The 14,465-nt window shown below is 60.6% G+C and carries 16 protein-coding genes; 8 read left to right on the plus strand and 8 right to left on the minus strand.

Annotation, left to right across the window (positions count from 1 at the left end):
* Nucleotides 1-26: 26 nt before the first annotated feature.
* The 3 genes from AB8B02_RS23700 to motA are packed head-to-tail and all read right to left on the minus strand — an operon-like array spanning nucleotide 27 to nucleotide 2,132.
* Nucleotides 27-311: a hypothetical protein gene (locus AB8B02_RS23700; RefSeq protein WP_093757678.1), complete on the minus strand. Its 285-nt coding sequence runs from the start codon at nucleotides 309-311 to the stop codon at nucleotides 27-29.
* Nucleotides 292-1,227, minus strand: a complete 936-nt coding sequence (locus AB8B02_RS23705) for a FliM/FliN family flagellar motor switch protein (RefSeq protein ID WP_439065325.1) — start codon at nucleotides 1,225-1,227, stop codon at nucleotides 292-294. Before AB8B02_RS23705 ends, AB8B02_RS23700 begins: the two co-directional genes overlap by 20 nt.
* Nucleotides 1,227-2,132: a flagellar motor stator protein MotA gene (gene motA, locus AB8B02_RS23710; RefSeq protein ID WP_256461226.1), complete on the minus strand. Its 906-nt coding sequence runs from the start codon at nucleotides 2,130-2,132 to the stop codon at nucleotides 1,227-1,229. The genes AB8B02_RS23705 and motA overlap by 1 nt, the downstream gene beginning before the upstream one ends.
* A gap of 154 nt (nucleotides 2,133-2,286) precedes the next feature.
* On the opposite strand from motA, the gene AB8B02_RS23715 reads away from it, so the two are divergent.
* The 3 genes from AB8B02_RS23715 to fliI are packed head-to-tail and all read left to right on the plus strand — an operon-like array spanning nucleotide 2,287 to nucleotide 5,201.
* Nucleotides 2,287-3,069 (plus strand): DUF1217 domain-containing protein, encoded by a 783-nt coding sequence (locus AB8B02_RS23715; RefSeq protein WP_439065326.1) that lies wholly within the window; start codon nucleotides 2,287-2,289, stop codon nucleotides 3,067-3,069.
* A 1-nt stretch (nucleotide 3,070) separates the two neighbouring features.
* On the plus strand, nucleotides 3,071-3,841 hold the full coding sequence (flgF, locus tag AB8B02_RS23720; RefSeq protein WP_093757679.1) for a flagellar basal-body rod protein FlgF: 771 nt from the start codon (nucleotides 3,071-3,073) through the stop codon (nucleotides 3,839-3,841).
* Nucleotides 3,842-3,869: 28 nt separating this feature from the next.
* Complete coding sequence (gene fliI / locus AB8B02_RS23725) at nucleotides 3,870-5,201, plus strand: flagellar protein export ATPase FliI (RefSeq protein ID WP_089263423.1); 1,332 nt, start codon at nucleotides 3,870-3,872, stop codon at nucleotides 5,199-5,201.
* Nucleotides 5,202-5,216: 15 nt separating this feature from the next.
* Here the strand turns inward: fliI and hutH are convergent, their stop codons facing one another.
* Together hutH and AB8B02_RS23735 are read right to left on the minus strand one after the other, a co-directional pair.
* The gene (gene hutH / locus AB8B02_RS23730; protein WP_439065327.1) at nucleotides 5,217-6,743 is read right to left on the minus strand and encodes a histidine ammonia-lyase; all 1,527 of its coding nucleotides are present in this window, start codon (nucleotides 6,741-6,743) and stop codon (nucleotides 5,217-5,219) included.
* Nucleotides 6,744-6,903: 160 nt separating this feature from the next.
* Nucleotides 6,904-7,233 carry a GCG_CRPN prefix-to-repeats domain-containing protein gene (locus tag AB8B02_RS23735; protein ID WP_231078751.1) on the minus strand — a complete coding sequence of 110 codons (330 nt, stop codon included), beginning with the start codon at nucleotides 7,231-7,233 and terminating at the stop codon, nucleotides 6,904-6,906.
* 425 nt (nucleotides 7,234-7,658) lie between these two features.
* Between AB8B02_RS23735 and AB8B02_RS23740 the strand changes: the two genes are divergently transcribed.
* On the plus strand, nucleotides 7,659-8,339 hold the full coding sequence (locus tag AB8B02_RS23740) for a spermidine synthase (RefSeq protein WP_093757681.1): 681 nt from the start codon (nucleotides 7,659-7,661) through the stop codon (nucleotides 8,337-8,339).
* Between the two features lie 24 nt (nucleotides 8,340-8,363).
* Here the strand turns inward: AB8B02_RS23740 and AB8B02_RS23745 are convergent, their stop codons facing one another.
* Together AB8B02_RS23745 and AB8B02_RS23750 are read right to left on the minus strand one after the other, a co-directional pair.
* Nucleotides 8,364-8,621: a DUF3551 domain-containing protein gene (locus AB8B02_RS23745; RefSeq protein WP_309941896.1), complete on the minus strand. Its 258-nt coding sequence runs from the start codon at nucleotides 8,619-8,621 to the stop codon at nucleotides 8,364-8,366.
* 158 nt (nucleotides 8,622-8,779) lie between these two features.
* Nucleotides 8,780-9,769 (minus strand): Bug family tripartite tricarboxylate transporter substrate binding protein, encoded by a 990-nt coding sequence (locus AB8B02_RS23750; protein ID WP_089263420.1) that lies wholly within the window; start codon nucleotides 9,767-9,769, stop codon nucleotides 8,780-8,782.
* Nucleotides 9,770-9,923: 154 nt separating this feature from the next.
* Between AB8B02_RS23750 and AB8B02_RS23755 the strand changes: the two genes are divergently transcribed.
* Together AB8B02_RS23755 and AB8B02_RS23760 are read left to right on the plus strand one after the other, a co-directional pair.
* A complete protein-coding gene (locus AB8B02_RS23755) occupies nucleotides 9,924-10,337 on the plus strand; it encodes a VOC family protein (protein ID WP_089263419.1) in 414 nt (137 codons plus the stop codon).
* A gap of 122 nt (nucleotides 10,338-10,459) precedes the next feature.
* Nucleotides 10,460-12,055, plus strand: a complete 1,596-nt coding sequence (locus AB8B02_RS23760) for an AMP-binding protein (RefSeq protein ID WP_439065328.1) — start codon at nucleotides 10,460-10,462, stop codon at nucleotides 12,053-12,055.
* A 12-nt stretch (nucleotides 12,056-12,067) separates the two neighbouring features.
* On the opposite strand, the gene AB8B02_RS23765 is transcribed toward AB8B02_RS23760, so the two are convergent.
* Nucleotides 12,068-13,162 (minus strand): HD-GYP domain-containing protein, encoded by a 1,095-nt coding sequence (locus tag AB8B02_RS23765; protein ID WP_089263417.1) that lies wholly within the window; start codon nucleotides 13,160-13,162, stop codon nucleotides 12,068-12,070.
* 214 nt (nucleotides 13,163-13,376) lie between these two features.
* Between AB8B02_RS23765 and AB8B02_RS23770 the strand changes: the two genes are divergently transcribed.
* Both AB8B02_RS23770 and AB8B02_RS23775 read left to right on the plus strand, forming a co-directional pair.
* Nucleotides 13,377-13,718, plus strand: coding sequence for a hypothetical protein (locus AB8B02_RS23770; protein WP_093757685.1), 342 nt, complete (start codon nucleotides 13,377-13,379; stop codon nucleotides 13,716-13,718).
* 75 nt (nucleotides 13,719-13,793) lie between these two features.
* A complete protein-coding gene (locus tag AB8B02_RS23775) occupies nucleotides 13,794-14,465 on the plus strand; it encodes a dienelactone hydrolase family protein (protein WP_120288071.1) in 672 nt (223 codons plus the stop codon).

Here is a 14,465-nt window from a genome sequence, read left to right on the forward strand (position 1 = left end):
GCCTTCTTGAAAACTCAGATCTTGGCCTAAGCCGGATTTTGTGCCGCAGTGCGAGTATCGATTTCCGCGATAGCCTTGCGCGCCTCATCTATTTTGTCGCCAAGCGCCTGAACCATTTGCCGTCCGTCCGAACTGAATTCGCGCACCATCAGCACCATGTCGTCCACCGTCTCATTGGTCTTGCCGACCACCGCGGTAAACTCTCCCTGATGCGCGCGCAACTTCACAAGCTCACGATGCATCTTGGTAACGCGGATGCTCGTGAAAAGCAGGGCTGCAAAAAGGATGATGTCAACAAGCGAGGATACCATCGATAAATTCCCGTTTTTGGTCGGCCGATTCCTTGACCTGCAGTGAATAGACGCCATTCATCTGGCCGAGCTGGCACCAGAACAGGCGTTGATCATTGCATTCGAGGCGAACCATCGTGTCCGGCGTGGCGTTAAGCTTGAGCACCTGGCCGACGTGAAATTTCGCGACCTCGCCGAGAGTAAACTGTCGCTCTTCGAGAACCGCCTTCAGAACGACTTCAGTCCGTTTGATCTCGCTGTGCAACTGACGGCTCCAGTTCGGATCGGTGGATGCCGACTCACCGGATACGATCTGCGACAGCGACTGCCGGATCGGATTAAGCGCTGCGTGCGGAATGACGATGAACATCTCGCCGCCGCGATCGAGACCCTGCAGCAGGATCTTCGCACACACGGCCATGTTGTTGAGGCGACCGATCGCAAGATAGTCCATGCGCGTCTCGACACGTTCCAGGTTGAACGCCACGTCGGAAGCGCGGTCGAATGACGCCTGCAACGCCTTGCCAAAGCGCTCGAACAGCGATTGCGCGACATGCAACTCCACATTCGAAAATACCCGCGGCATGTCCAGCGGCGGCTCCGCACCGTCGGCGCCGAACAGGAGCTCGATCATCGTGTAGACGAAATCGCGATCAAACCCGATCAGGATACGGGCGTCCCATGCTTGTGCATAGAAAACCGCGGCAATGGCTTCGCCCTCATAGCGATCGAGGATATCGGAGAGGCGATCACTGCCCACGCTGCTTAGCGAGAAATACGACTGCGAGGGCGACATGGATCGCAGGCTTTCGGCACAAAGATTCGTCATCTGGTCGAAAATCACATGCAGCATCGGCATGCGTTCGACGGAAATTCCGGCAGCCCCTAAAAGTTGATCTGATCCTTGATCTACGCGGCCTGACTTTACTTCTGACATCAGGCCCGTGCTCCCGCTTTCGCCGAGGATTCAGCAGGTGCCGCCTTCGCGGGACCGCCGGAGATGGTTTCGCTTTCGACGACATCAATCGACGGGCGTTCACCGGGGCCGATCATCTTGCGGCCGTGTTCGATCGCGATCTGCGGCAGGGCCCCGTTCATGAAGGCGAGCAGTGACTGCTTGACGATTACATACATCCGCGCGCGCTGCTCGCGCACCAGCTTGATCTTGTGGGCCAGCGGCGCGACAAGACCGTAGGACAAGAAGATGCCGGCGAATGTGCCGACCAGAGCTGCGCCGATGAAGCCGCCGAGCAATTTCGGGGATTGGTCGAGAGCGCCCATCGCCTTGATGACGCCGAGTACCGCGGCGACGATACCGAGCGCCGGCAGTCCTTCGGCCACCATCATCAGCGAGCCATATGGTTTCATCTTGCTGCGAATGATGGTTTCGATTTCCTCGTCCATCAGCGCTTCGATCTCATGCGGCCGCGCGCTGCCCATGATGATCAGGCGGAAGTAGTCGCAGATGAAGTGCAGAAGCGGCTCATTGGCGAGAACGGTCGGGAAGGCGGTGAATATTTCTGACGATGATGGATCGTCGATATGAGCTTCCACCTCGTTGCGACCCTTGTTTCGTACCTCGCGCATCAGAGAATGCAGAAGCCCGAGCAGATCGAGGTAATGGCGTTGCTTCGGCACTGCGACCGTCAATGCCTGCACGGTGGCGCGGCCGGTGTCGACCACGGTTTTCCAGGGATTCGCAATGACATAGGTGCCCAGCGACATCCCCATGATGATGACGAACTCCCAGGGCTGCCATATCACGCTGAGATGCCCGCCCATCGCGGTGAAGCCGCCGATCAGACTGGCGAGTGTGATAATGACGCCAAAGAGAATGCTCAAGCGCACCGCTCCAAATTGAGGATACGTTTCACTTAGGCAACGATGCTTGCACGAGGCTGACATCGGCCTGCGCCGGCCAGCCCCGCGCAAGCTTGTGCGGGGAGTTTGAGGCCAGTCTCGCCGCATGCGCCCGCAGACTGGGAACCCACTGCCGATGGTCTCGACAATCGCAAGCTACCAGTTGATCTCCAAGAATATCGTCAAATCGTTGCAGCAGACGATGGAGAAGCCGGACGTGTCGAAGGACACAGAATACTACCTGTCACACATCCGCGATGTGAATACGATCGACGAATTCATCGGCGACTATCGGTTGTTCAGCTATGCCATGAAGGCGTACGGGTTGAGCGACATGACCTATGCCAAGGCGTTCATGCGCAAGGTTCTTACGGAAGGTGTTGCCAGCTCGACCACATTCGCCAACAAGCTTTCCGACGCCCGCTACCGCGAATTCGCCACCGCATTCGACTTCGCCAAGCTGGGTGACCAGGCGACGAGCACGACCGCCGCACAGGTCGGCACCGTCGAGAAATACGTCCGGCAGCAACTCGAGGAAGACGCCGGATCGCAAAATGAAGGCGTTCGTCTGGCACTCTATTTCGAGCGCAAGGCGCCCAAGATCACCAGCATCTATCAGATTCTCGCTGATCCGGCGTTGATCAAGGTCGCCCAGATCGCGCTTGGCATCTCACCGATGACCTCGATGGCGGATGTCGACAAACAGGCGAATATGCTCAGCGCGAAAGTCGACATCGCGGATTTCCAGACCCCCGAAAAGCTGCAGACGTTCCTGCAGCGTTTTTCGGTGATGTGGGAGATGGAGAACGGAACGTCCATCGCCCAATCGGCTTCAAGCACCCTTATCGCGCAGCCGCTCGAAATGGGCCTCAGCACGGACGTGCTGACCACCCTGCAGAACCTGAAAATCGGACGATAAAATGCAATCAGCGCTCTATGTCAGCCTCTCGGCCCAGGTCTCGCTTGAGAAGCGACTCGAAACCATTGCCAACAACATGGCCAATATGAAAACCGCCGCGTTCCGTGCCGACGCGGTGAAGTTCGAGACTGCAATGTCGCGCGCAGCAACGCAGGCGGTCGCGTTCTCCTCGCCCGGCGAAAACTTCATCTCGCGCAAGGAAGGCGCTATTACCCAGACCGGCAATACCCTGGACGTGGCGGTCACCGGGAATAGCATGGCCGCGTACCCCGGCGGCCCCGATCCCGGCCACACGACGTGGATGGCGTTTGCTGGGCCGAACGGCACCGTCTATACGCGCGATGGCCGCATGCAGATCGACATCAACGGGCAGCTTCAGACCCTCACCGGCTATCCAATCCTCGATTCTGGCGGCACGCCGATCATCGTCGATCCCGATGCTGGCCCGCTAACGATTGTGCGCGATGGCACCATTTCGCAGGGTCGCATCCAGGTCGGTCAGCTCGGCCTGTTCGATATCGCCCCGGACGCAAAGCTGGAACGATTCGGAACGTCGGGCGTGATTCCGAGCAAACCGGCGACCACCGCGCTCGATTTTGTCACGGTCGGCTTTCAGCAAGGCTATGTGGAAGGATCGAATGTCGATCCTCTGACAGAACTCACGCAGATGATGACCGCACAGCGCACCTTCCAGAGCGTCAGCTCATTGATCGACAATTCCGAAAGTACCATGCAGAACGCCATTCGCACGCTGGGCGATCCAAAAGCCTGATGCCTGATGTGACCGGCGGGAGAGCTCGATGAACGCGCTTGAAAAACTCGAATCGACCATCGCAACCCTGCGCCGGGACGTGCCCACGGTTCGTGTCGGTGGCATGGTGTCCGAGGTGACGCCGACGCATTTTCGCGTCTCCGGCCTGTCGCGCTATGTCAGGCTCGGTGAATTGATCGGACTGGAAATCGACAAGCAGGTTCATCTCGGTGAGGTCGTGCGGATCGATACTGACGGCGTAACGGCCAAACCGTTCGATTCCCACTTTGCTGCCGGCCTCGGCGTTCCCGCCTTCCGAATGCCTCCCAAGACGCTGTCTCCACATCCGGCCTGGAAAGGTCGCGTCATCAATGCCCTTGGTGAGCCACTGGATGGCGCCGGCGACATGCCGGTCGGCGAGCGCGAGATGCAAACGGATGCCAATCCCCCACCGGCGATGAGCCGCTCCCGCGTGAGCAAGCCGCTCCGCACCGGCGTCCGCGTCGTGGATCTCTTCACACCGCTCTGTATCGGCCAGCGCATCGGTATTTTCGCTGGTTCCGGCGTCGGCAAGACCACCCTTCTTTCGATGCTGGCACGCAGCGCCGGCTTCGACACGGTAGTCACTGCACTGGTCGGCGAGCGTGGACGAGAAGTACGTGAATTTCTCGAAGAATCGCTGGTCCATCACAAGACCCGCGCGATCACAGTCGTCTCGACGAGCGACGAAAGCCCGATGATGCGTCGACTGGCGCCGAAGACGGCGATGACCATCGCCGAATATTTCCGCGATCGCGGCGAATCGGTGCTGTTGATCGTCGATTCGGTAACGCGCTTCGCCCACGCATCCCGTGAAGTCGCGCTCGCTACCGGCGAGCCGGCGATCGCACGCGGCTATGCGCCGAGCGTCTTCAGCGAACTTCCGCGTCTGCTGGAGCGTTCGGGACCGGGCCTCGAAGGCCAAGGCTCCATTACGGGCGTGTTTGCCGTGCTGGTCGATGGTGACGATCACAACGAACCTGTGGCGGATACGGTGCGTGGTACACTGGACGGGCACATCATGCTCGACCGCGACGTCGCCGATCAGGGCCGCTATCCGGCCGTCAATGTGCTGTCATCGGTGTCGCGCCTCGGCCAGCATGTGTGGTCGCCGGAGGAAGCTAATCTGGTGCGTAAGCTGCGCGCCATGATCGCCCGCTTTGAGGACACCCGCGACCTTCGCCTGATGGGCGGCTATCAGCCCGGCCGCGACAGTGAACTCGATCAGGCCGTCCAGCTCGTGCCCAAGATCTACGACGTGCTGCAACAGCACCCGACCGACCCGTCCTGCGCCGAGCCGTTCCAGGAATTGCTCAGCGTGATCAAGACCGCAATCGGGTAACTGCGCTCCCGCGTTCTAGACACCCGGGATCGTATCGAGATTGGCTGCCGCAACGATCGCACCGAATCGCACAAGGCGCAGCGACTTCTGAATGTCGTCGTGAAAATATCGATCCTCGTCGAGATGGGCGACGTCTGCCCGGATCCGTGCGCGAACGTTTTCCAGACGATCGCTGGACTTGAGCGGCGCATGGAAATCACAGCCTTGCGCGCCCGCCAGCAGCTCGATGGCAATGACGGCCATCGCATTCTCGATCATCGGCAACAGCCGGCGCGCCGCATGGGCAGCCATCGAGACATGATCCTCCTGATTGGCCGATGTCGGAATCGAATCGACGCTGGCCGGATAAGCCCGCTGCTTGTTCTCAGATACCAGCGCCGCGGCCGTCACTTGCGCGATCATGAAGCCGGAATTAAGCCCCGGCTTCGGTGTCAGGAACGCGGGCACACCGGATAACACCGGATCCACCAGCATGGCGATCCGGCGCTCTGAGATCGATCCGATCTCACAGATCGCAAGCGCCATCATATCCGCCGCAAAGGCAACCGGCGCTGCATGGAAATTGCCACCGGAGATCGCGATATCGTCCTCGGCAAAGACCAGAGGATTGTCAGAGACGCCATTCGCTTCGGTGAGAAGTGTGGTGGCCACCTGTCGCAAAAGGTCCAGCGCGGCGCCCATCACCTGCGGCTGACAGCGGAGGCAATAAGGATCCTGAACACGGACGTCGCCGGTGCGGTGCGACTCGCGAATCGCGCTGCCGGCGAGAAGTTCCTTCAATGCCTGGGCCGAAGCGATCTGCCCTTCATGTTTGCGCAGTTGATGGATGCGTGGATCGAACGGCGTATCCGAGCCACGCGCGGCATCGGTGGACAAGGCACCACTGACGAGTGCTGTCTTGAAAAGAATTTCAGCCTCGAACAATCCCGCAAGTGCATAGGCCGTCGAGAACTGCGTGCCATTCAGCAGTGCCAGTCCCTCCTTGGCCTGCAGCTCGATCGGCTGCAGACCCGCACTGGCGAGCGCCTCCGTCGACGGCAGTCGCCCGGACGTCGTCAGCGCCTCGCCGACGCCGATCATGACCGACGCCATATGCGCGAGCGGGGCCAGATCGCCGGAAGCACCGACTGATCCCTGCGCGGGCACGATGGGCGTGATGTCATGCGCAATCATGGCGCTGAGCAACTGGACCGTCTCCATGCGGACGCCGGAGAAACCCTGTGCCAGGCTCGCAAGCTTGAGGCACATCATCAGCCGCACCACCGGCGCTGGCGCTGGATCGCCGACGCCCACGCAATGTGACAGCACGATGTTTTTCTGGAGGGCCGTGATGCTTTCGGCTTCTATGCCGACATGTGCAAGCTTTCCGAAGCCTGTATTGATGCCATAGACGGGTTCGCCCTTGGCGACGATCCGGGCAACTGCCGCAACACTGGCATTGATGCGGGGAATACAGCTCTCATCGAGAACTGGTACTGCCCCCCGATAGATCGACCGCCAGTCCGCCAGCGTCACCGTACCCGGTGTGAATCGCATCGTCATTAAAGTGTCTCCAGGCCATCCGTAGATGGCCCAAGGCAACACATTCAACGCTGCGCTTCAATGTTTGCGCGCAACAGAAAGGCCAGCCTTGCGGCTGGCCTTTCAGCTGATCGACAGTCAGATCGTGCGCTGCGACGTGCGACGCAGCGTCACGTTTGCCTTATGGCTTCCAGCCGCCGCCCGGCAGATTGCCGTGATAGGGCGTGTTGCGGCAGTGGCCCCAAGGACCGCGCCAGTAACCGGGAGGGCAGCCGTTCCCCATTACGGGAGCTTCCTGATAGTAGCCGCCCGGGAGTGGGCCGTAATAAGGTGTATAGCGGCAGCCACCATAGGGACCCCGCCAGCCGTTCGGACCGCAACCACCCGCAACCGGGATCACGTGCGCTTCGACAGCGATGCTCTGGCCCATCATCGGCGCAGCACTTGCCTGCGTCGAGACGATGAACATGGCGACGAGACATGCCGCCATCATGTGCAGAATTTTGGTCATTCTATTCCTCTCGATGAGTTGAAGATCACTCGGCCCCGACGAAAGCGTCTTCGCCTTGCCGCGCGATGCGCAACCCGAAGATGCATTGGTCTTCATTCTGCTTAGAGGCACCAGATACCATTGGCAATTCCGTTCTATCAATGCACCGGCACAACCCGTTCGGTTAGTTATCCGCCCGTTAAGAACGGCGAACGGAGCTCCCGCGCGAAGTACTTCATCAGTGTAGTTCCCTTTAAACGAAGATGCAGCGACGTGTTGGAGCTATTCCAGAGACCGGAACCCGGCATCCGATCCCGCTGCGATCGAAGTGCTGCGACACGAGCGACTTCAATTGCCGCAAGGCCTTTGCATGATAGCTGAGTTGCGTGGAGCTCGGTTCTCGCGCTACCACGGGCCGCCGCGCAATCGCTTGATGAAAGACACCCGTGCTACCCTGGAAACTGATCGATACGACCGAAGTCCCCGGCGGCGGCGTGCCGCTGCGCCTGATGCAGCGCGGGCAAGAGTTCACCATCAAGCTCGGCCAGAACGAGTTAATGAGCAGTCGGCTGTTCGGCTCCGAGGAAGCGCTGGCGACACTCACCTGCTTTCGCCTCAAGGATATGAAGGCGCCGCGGCTTTTGATCGGCGGCTATGGCATGGGCTTTACATTGCGCGCTGCGCTAAAGGTGCTCGGCCCGAAGGCGAAGATCACCGTGGTCGAACTGGTGCCCGCGATCGTCGCCTGGGCGCGTGGCCCAATGGCCGAGCTGTCTGGCGACAGCCTGAGTGATGAGCGCGTGGAGATTGTCGAGGGCGATGTCGTTAAAGCGATCGCTGGTGCACGCGGCAAATATGATGCGATCCTGCTCGACGTCGATAACGGGCCCGAAGGCCTGACGCGAAAATCGAACGATGCGCTCTATGACCTGAAAGGGTTGCGCGCGGCCCAGGCCGCGCTCAGTCCGGGCGGCGTACTAGCCGTCTGGTCGTCATTTCCATATGACAAATTCACGGCGCTCCTCGGCAAGGCAGGCTTCAACGCCGAGGAAATCAAGATCCGCGCCACCGGCACACGCGGTGGCGCCCGTCATGTCATCTGGCTGGCGACGAAGCCAAAAACATAGCCGTCGCCGCCACGAAGATGGGTTTTAATAGGCAACCGAACGCCGACTGCGGCGCGGTTCACTATAGGGCTGCGGGCTGAACGCCAGACGCGGATTGACGATGCAGTCGACGCCGCGACCCGATGCGGTGGCCTGGCACGCTTCATAGCTCGGATAGGAGCAATCGGTCCCAAAAGCCTGCGATTGGATGCAATAGGGATAGGCCGGGGCGGCAGCTGCAGGGCTGGAAGCCATGGCCGAAACACCACCAACAGCCAACACGGCCAGCATCAGATTGCGCATCACGTCTTCTCCTCCGCGGCAGCGGTCCTGTGACATCCCCAGAAAGCAACAGAGCCTGCGGATGAACGTTCCCGCAAGCTCCGGTACATCCCGGTCTTGTGATCACGCGCTTATACTGGCGGAATCACAAGGGTTAGACACCATAGTGCCGCATGGGTTCATTCGACCTTAAGGCCCGCAGCCTTGACCACTTTCTCCCACTTCTCGGTCTCCGCGACGATCATCTTACCGAAGGCTTCCGGCGGTCCGATCAGCGGTTCGCCGCCGAGATCGATCAGCTTGGCCTTGACGGCCGGATCCGCCAGCACCGCATTAACGTCCGCGTTGAGCTTGGCGATAATCTCCGGCGGCGTCTTCTTCGGCGCACCCATGCCGAACAGAGCGCTGGCCTCATACCCCGGCACGGTTTCCGCGACGGTCGGCACATCGGGCAACAGCGACGACTTCTCGGTGGTCGTCACCGCCAGCGCACGAAGGCTGCCCGAGCGGATATGCTGGATGATTGACGGCATATTGTCGAAGATCACCTGGACCTGACCGCCGAGCATGTCGGTGATCGCCGGCGCAGCACCGCGATAGGGCACATGCTGCATCTTGGCGCCTGACAGCATCATGAACATCTCACCGGACAGATGCACCGAGGTGCCGTTGCCCGACGACGCCATGTTCACCTTGCCCGGATTGGCCTTCACATAGGCGATGAATTCCCCGACGGTCTTCGCCGTGATGTCCTTGTTGACGGTCATCACATTGGCGGTGCGATGGAAGGCGGCGACAGGCGCGATATCACGCACGAAATTGAAGCTCAGCTTCCCATAAAGCGTGGCGTTGATGTAGTTCGCCGGATTGACCAGCAGGATCGTGTAGCCGTCGGGTTCTGCATTCACGACAGATTCGGTGCCGATATTGTTGCCCGCGCCCGGCTTGTTTTCGACGACGAATTGCTGACCGGTTCGCTCGGATAGCTTCTGCCCGATCAGGCGAGCCAGAATATCGGTTGCACCGCCAGCAGGATAGCCGACGACAAAGCGAACCGGCCGCGTCGGATAATCCACGGCCAGCGCCGAGCTGACCGGAACGAGAGCGGTTGCAGTAAAAGCAGAAAAGCCAAGCGCAATCAGACCGATCGCGGCACGACGTGACGTCATATTTTATTCCCTCCGGCTGCCGCAACTTTGCGCGCGGTCAGCGTGTGTTGAATTGACAACGGCCGTATCTACCAAACAATTCAACTATCGGCCAGTGCGACACTACTGCGGCACCAGCCCAAAGAAACGTCAAGGCAACGCCAAGGACCATTTCATGTCCCTCACCGTCACGGCCCTCGATCATCTCGTCCTGAATGTCACTGACGTCCAACGCTCAGCCACCTGGTATCAACGCGTCCTGGGCATGGAGGTGAAGGTGTTCGATCCCGGTCCGGGCAAGTTGCCGCGCACATCGGTGAGTTTTGGCGTGCAAAAGATCAATCTGCGGCCGATCGGCGCCGATAAGGTCGAGTGGTTCACGGCGGATCATGAGATGGCCGGCAGTGACGACCTCTGTTTTCTCACTGCATCACCGCCCGACGCCGTAGTTGCGCATCTCGGCGCTTGCGATGTTGCTATCGAGGAAGGCCCGGTGGCCAAACAGGGAGCGCGCGGCACCTTGCGCTCGGTCTATTGCCGGGATCCCGATGGCAGCCTGATTGAAATTTCGTCTTACGAAATAGGCTGATCCTGCACGCGTTGCGGTTTGCGCACCGCCGCCGCTGATGGCACAACATCTTCCGTAAAAACAAGAATAAGAAAGCCGCACCCGCGTAAGCGGTCGCTCCGGCGGCTTTCGACGGAGGATGCATGCCCCACCCCGTGACGAATCCCGCCATGATTCCCGGTTCGATCGGCCCGTTCGACGGCATGGACGTGCCGTGGCTGCTGCGCATGCACGCCGAGACGCGTCGCGATCGCCCTTTCATCATCTGGTCGCCATTCGATGCGCCGGCGCGGCCATGGACCTATGGCGAATTTCACGAGCGCGTCGGGGCACTTTCCGCAGGCCTTGCCCAACGCGGCATCGTCCAGGGCGACTATGTGCTGATCCATCTCGACAACTGCGTCGAGATGCTGCTGGCCTGGTTCGCCTGCGTCGAACTCGGCGCCATCGCCGTCACCACGAATACCCGCTCGTCGGCTGCGGAGATCGAATATTTCGCCGATCATTGCGGCGCCGTCGCCGCCATCACCCAGCCATCCTATGCCGAGCTCGTCGTCGCCAATTGCCGCAAACTGCGCTGGATCGCGGTGACGTCGCACAACACCGGCGCGTCGGCCGACGGCCATGCGGTGGGCAAGGCTGAGCGGTTCGAATCCCTGTTCGCTGACAGCGCCGATCGTCCGCGACGCCCGGTCGACCCTTGGGCGCATTGTAGCGTCCAGTATACGTCAGGCACCACATCGCGGCCCAAAGCGGTGCTGTGGACCCATGCCAATGCGCTGTGGGGCGGCAAGGTGAATGCTGCGCATCAGGACCTCCATGCGTTCGATACTCATATGACTTATCTGCCGCTGTTTCATACCAATGCGCTGGCCTATTCGATGCTGTCGACGTTGTGGGTCGGTGCCTCCCTCGTGCTTCAGCCGCGTTTTTCCGCGCGCCGGTTCTGGAACGTAGCGCTCGAACATCGCGCGACCTGGCTGTCGACGATCCCGTTCTGCATGAAGGCGCTGCTCGAGCACGACGTGCCGAAGCATCATCACTTCCGTCTGTGGGGAGCCTCGTTCTGCGATCCGCCGGCCTTCGCCAAATTCGGCGTCAAGATTATCGGCTGGTGGGGCATGACCGAGACCATCACCCACGGCATTATTGGCGAGGTCGACCAGCCCAATACGCCGATGGCCATCGGCCGCGCCGCAACCGAATATGGCATCCGCGTCACCAATGACGACGGCACGCCGACCGCCGTGGGCGAGACCGGCAATCTCACGATCAAGGGCATTCCCGGCCTGTCGCTGTTCAAGGAGTATCTGCACAACGAAGCTGCGACCTCAGACAGTTTCGACACCAACGGCCTCTTCATCACTGGCGACCGCGTCACGCTACTCGAGCGCGGCTATATCAAGTTTGGTGACCGTGCGAAGGACATGCTGAAAGTTGGCGGCGAGAACGTTGCCGCGTCCGAGATCGAGCAAGTCGTCATCACGGTGCCCGGCGTTCGCGAGGCGGCCGTCGTCGGCAAGAAACATCCGATGCTGGATGAAGTGCCGGTGGTTTTCATCATCCCGCATGCCGGCGTGGCGCAGGCGCCACCCGCGCTGCATGACAATGTCATGGCGGCCTGCAAGAGCGGGCTGGCGGATTTCAAAGTGCCCCGCGAAATCCATTTCGTGGACGAGATGCCACGTTCAACTCTCGAGAAAGTCGCCAAGGCCGAGTTGCGCAAGCTGCTGGCCTGAGGCGAACGGCGCTTACGCGCCGAGCGCCACCGGGCGGAACACCTGCAGCAATTGCTGGTCGATCTTGTCGCCCATCTGCTCCATGATCTCGAATGCCTTGGCATGCGTGAAGGCCATGCGATAGGCGCGCCGCTCCACCAGAGCCGCATGGATGTCGACGATGGTCATCAGGCGCACGATGTCGCTGATCTGGTCGCCGGCCAGCGCATCGGGGTAGCCACTGCCATCTAGGAATTCGTGGTGATGCAGCACCACGTCGAGCATCTCGCGCGGAAAGCTGCCCTGCGCCACCAGCGCTTCGAAGCCGAGACGCGGATGTTTGCGCATCTCGAGCGTCTCGTCCTCGGTGAGCTTGCCCGGCTTGTCCAGAATCGACACCGGGATAAACGCCTTGCCCACGTCGTGCACGAGAGCTGCGCGCGTGAGACGGCGCTGATCTTCGTCGCGCATGCCGAGATGCTGCGCAAAGGCCACCGCGAACCCCGTCACGAACAGGCAGTGACGATAGCTGTGATTGTGATGACGGCCGACGGCGGCCAGCCATTCGCGCAGCGATGTGCGCTTGATGGCCTTCAGAATCTGGTTCTCGGCCTGCATCACGTCGTTGAAGGTGAGCGGAACGCCAGCGGGCAGCTTCTCGAAGATCTTGACCATTACCGCATGCGCCGCCTCGACACCGCGATTCAGCGCCTTGCCGCGGGCGGAGAAGTCCTCGTCATGCGGGTTCGGAAACGCGGCGCGGATACGCTGCATGATGCCACGTGCATCGAACGGCCGCGCGATCGTATCGGTGGCGCCGAGCGCCCAGGCCTGCATGGATCCGTGATGCAGCGAGTCGGCCAGCACGAACAGGCGCGGTATCGCTTCATAGGATTTGTGGCGCAGTTTGTTGCGCACGCGCTGCACGGCCTCTGCCGAGCGCAGATTGATATCGACCACGATACCCGACAGCTCGCTCGGCGGCGTCTCCGGAATGGCTGACGTTGGGACAACATCGACTTCGCCGACCTTCTGCAGGATATCGACGAGTTCGCTGCTGTGATCGCTGCGGTCCGATGCCAGAAGCAGTCGGCGGCGCGCCGGCGATTGGTTGACTGAAGCGGTCATATGCCCTCGATCTATTGCGGCGAACGGGCCGCAAGCAGGACATACATACCTTGGAACAGGGTTCTTGAAGCTTAATGGGTATTGTTAATGCTTCCTGATCGCCCCCCGGAAGGTTTCATTCCGGCGGATAGCACTATCAGTCGGTTAGGGCTTTCGCGAAAACTTTAAGCAATGCCGCCTTGCGCCGGAATCCGATCCGGAAAACAATCGCGCCATGAAGACCATCAGGTTCATCCTCGGCGTCGCGACCGCCCTCGCCGTCACGGTTCCAGCCCACGGGCAGCCCGCCGGGACGAGGCCCGATCTGCCATTCACGGCAACCCTTTCGAACGCCACCCCGCTGGCTTTTGGGATGGCGGCGGATGACGCCGCCCGTATCTTGGGCACCCCGCTAACCTATGTCAGCGGCCGACCGGGCGATGAGATCTATCTGGCGATCCGCACCTTCGGCGGCAGCGGCTTCTTCGACCGCCGCGACCGCCTCTATCTCCAGTTTCGCAAGGGACGCCTGACCGGCTGGAAGGGCGACTGGGGCCGGCATTGGATGTGGCAGTAGCCGCTTTGTGAGTAGACCCGTGCTGTCGCCCGCGCCAAACAGACCTCACCCCTTAACAACGATATGGAATACCTCGTGGGACAAGACATCACGCTGACTGCATCTGACGGCTTCAAACTCGGCGCCTACCGCACCCAGCCTGAGGGCAAGCCCAAGGGCGCCGTGGTGGTGATCCAGGAGATCTTCGGCGTAAACGACCACATCCGCACGGTCTGCGATCGCTTCGCTGTGCAAGGCTATGTGGCGGTGGCGCCGTCGATCTTCGATCGCACCGAACCCAACTTCCAGTCCGGTTATTCGCCCGAGGAAATCGCCATCGCGCGCAAGTTCGTTGCTAATCCGGATTGGCCCGCGATGCTGCGCGATACCCAGGCCGCCATCGATTCAGTTGGAGATATCGGCAATGTCGGCATCATCGGCTTTTGCCTCGGCGGCAGCGTTGCCTTCGCCGCCGCCACGAAGCTGACCGGCCTCAGCGCCGCCATTGGCTATTACGGCGGCGCCGTGGTGCGCTTTGCCGACGACAAGCCGACCGTCCCGACGCAGCTGCATTTCGGCGAAAAGGATCACGGCATTCCGCTGTCGGACGTCGAGACCATCCGCGCCAAGCGGCCGGATGTGGAGATCTTCGTCTATGACGGTGCCGAACACGGCTTCAATTGCGATCAGCGCGCCAGCTACAACAAAGCCAGCGCGGATGTTGCGAGAGAACGGAGCCTCGCGTTCCTCGCGAAGCATCTGAAGTAA

The organism is Tardiphaga sp. 862_B3_N4_1 (assembly GCF_051811085.1).
Lineage (GTDB): Bacteria > Pseudomonadota > Alphaproteobacteria > Rhizobiales > Xanthobacteraceae > Tardiphaga > Tardiphaga robiniae.

Coding starts and splice junctions, on each gene's coding strand:
- fliI (WP_089263423.1), top strand. CDS start 3,870: ATGAACGCGCTTGAAAAACTCGAATCGACCATCGCAACCCTGCGCCGG.
- AB8B02_RS23765 (WP_089263417.1), bottom strand. CDS start 13,162: ATGACCGCTTCAGTCAACCAATCGCCGGCGCGCCGCCGACTGCTTCTG.
- AB8B02_RS23715 (WP_439065326.1), top strand. CDS start 2,287: ATGGTCTCGACAATCGCAAGCTACCAGTTGATCTCCAAGAATATCGTC.
- AB8B02_RS23745 (WP_309941896.1), bottom strand. CDS start 8,621: ATGCGCAATCTGATGCTGGCCGTGTTGGCTGTTGGTGGTGTTTCGGCC.
- AB8B02_RS23735 (WP_231078751.1), bottom strand. CDS start 7,233: ATGACCAAAATTCTGCACATGATGGCGGCATGTCTCGTCGCCATGTTC.
- AB8B02_RS23770 (WP_093757685.1), top strand. CDS start 13,377: ATGAAGACCATCAGGTTCATCCTCGGCGTCGCGACCGCCCTCGCCGTC.
- hutH (WP_439065327.1), bottom strand. CDS start 6,743: ATGACGATGCGATTCACACCGGGTACGGTGACGCTGGCGGACTGGCGG.
- AB8B02_RS23760 (WP_439065328.1), top strand. CDS start 10,460: ATGCCCCACCCCGTGACGAATCCCGCCATGATTCCCGGTTCGATCGGC.
- AB8B02_RS23755 (WP_089263419.1), top strand. CDS start 9,924: ATGTCCCTCACCGTCACGGCCCTCGATCATCTCGTCCTGAATGTCACT.
- AB8B02_RS23700 (WP_093757678.1), bottom strand. CDS start 311: ATGGTATCCTCGCTTGTTGACATCATCCTTTTTGCAGCCCTGCTTTTC.
- flgF (WP_093757679.1), top strand. CDS start 3,071: ATGCAATCAGCGCTCTATGTCAGCCTCTCGGCCCAGGTCTCGCTTGAG.
- AB8B02_RS23750 (WP_089263420.1), bottom strand. CDS start 9,769: ATGACGTCACGTCGTGCCGCGATCGGTCTGATTGCGCTTGGCTTTTCT.
- AB8B02_RS23705 (WP_439065325.1), bottom strand. CDS start 1,227: ATGTCAGAAGTAAAGTCAGGCCGCGTAGATCAAGGATCAGATCAACTT.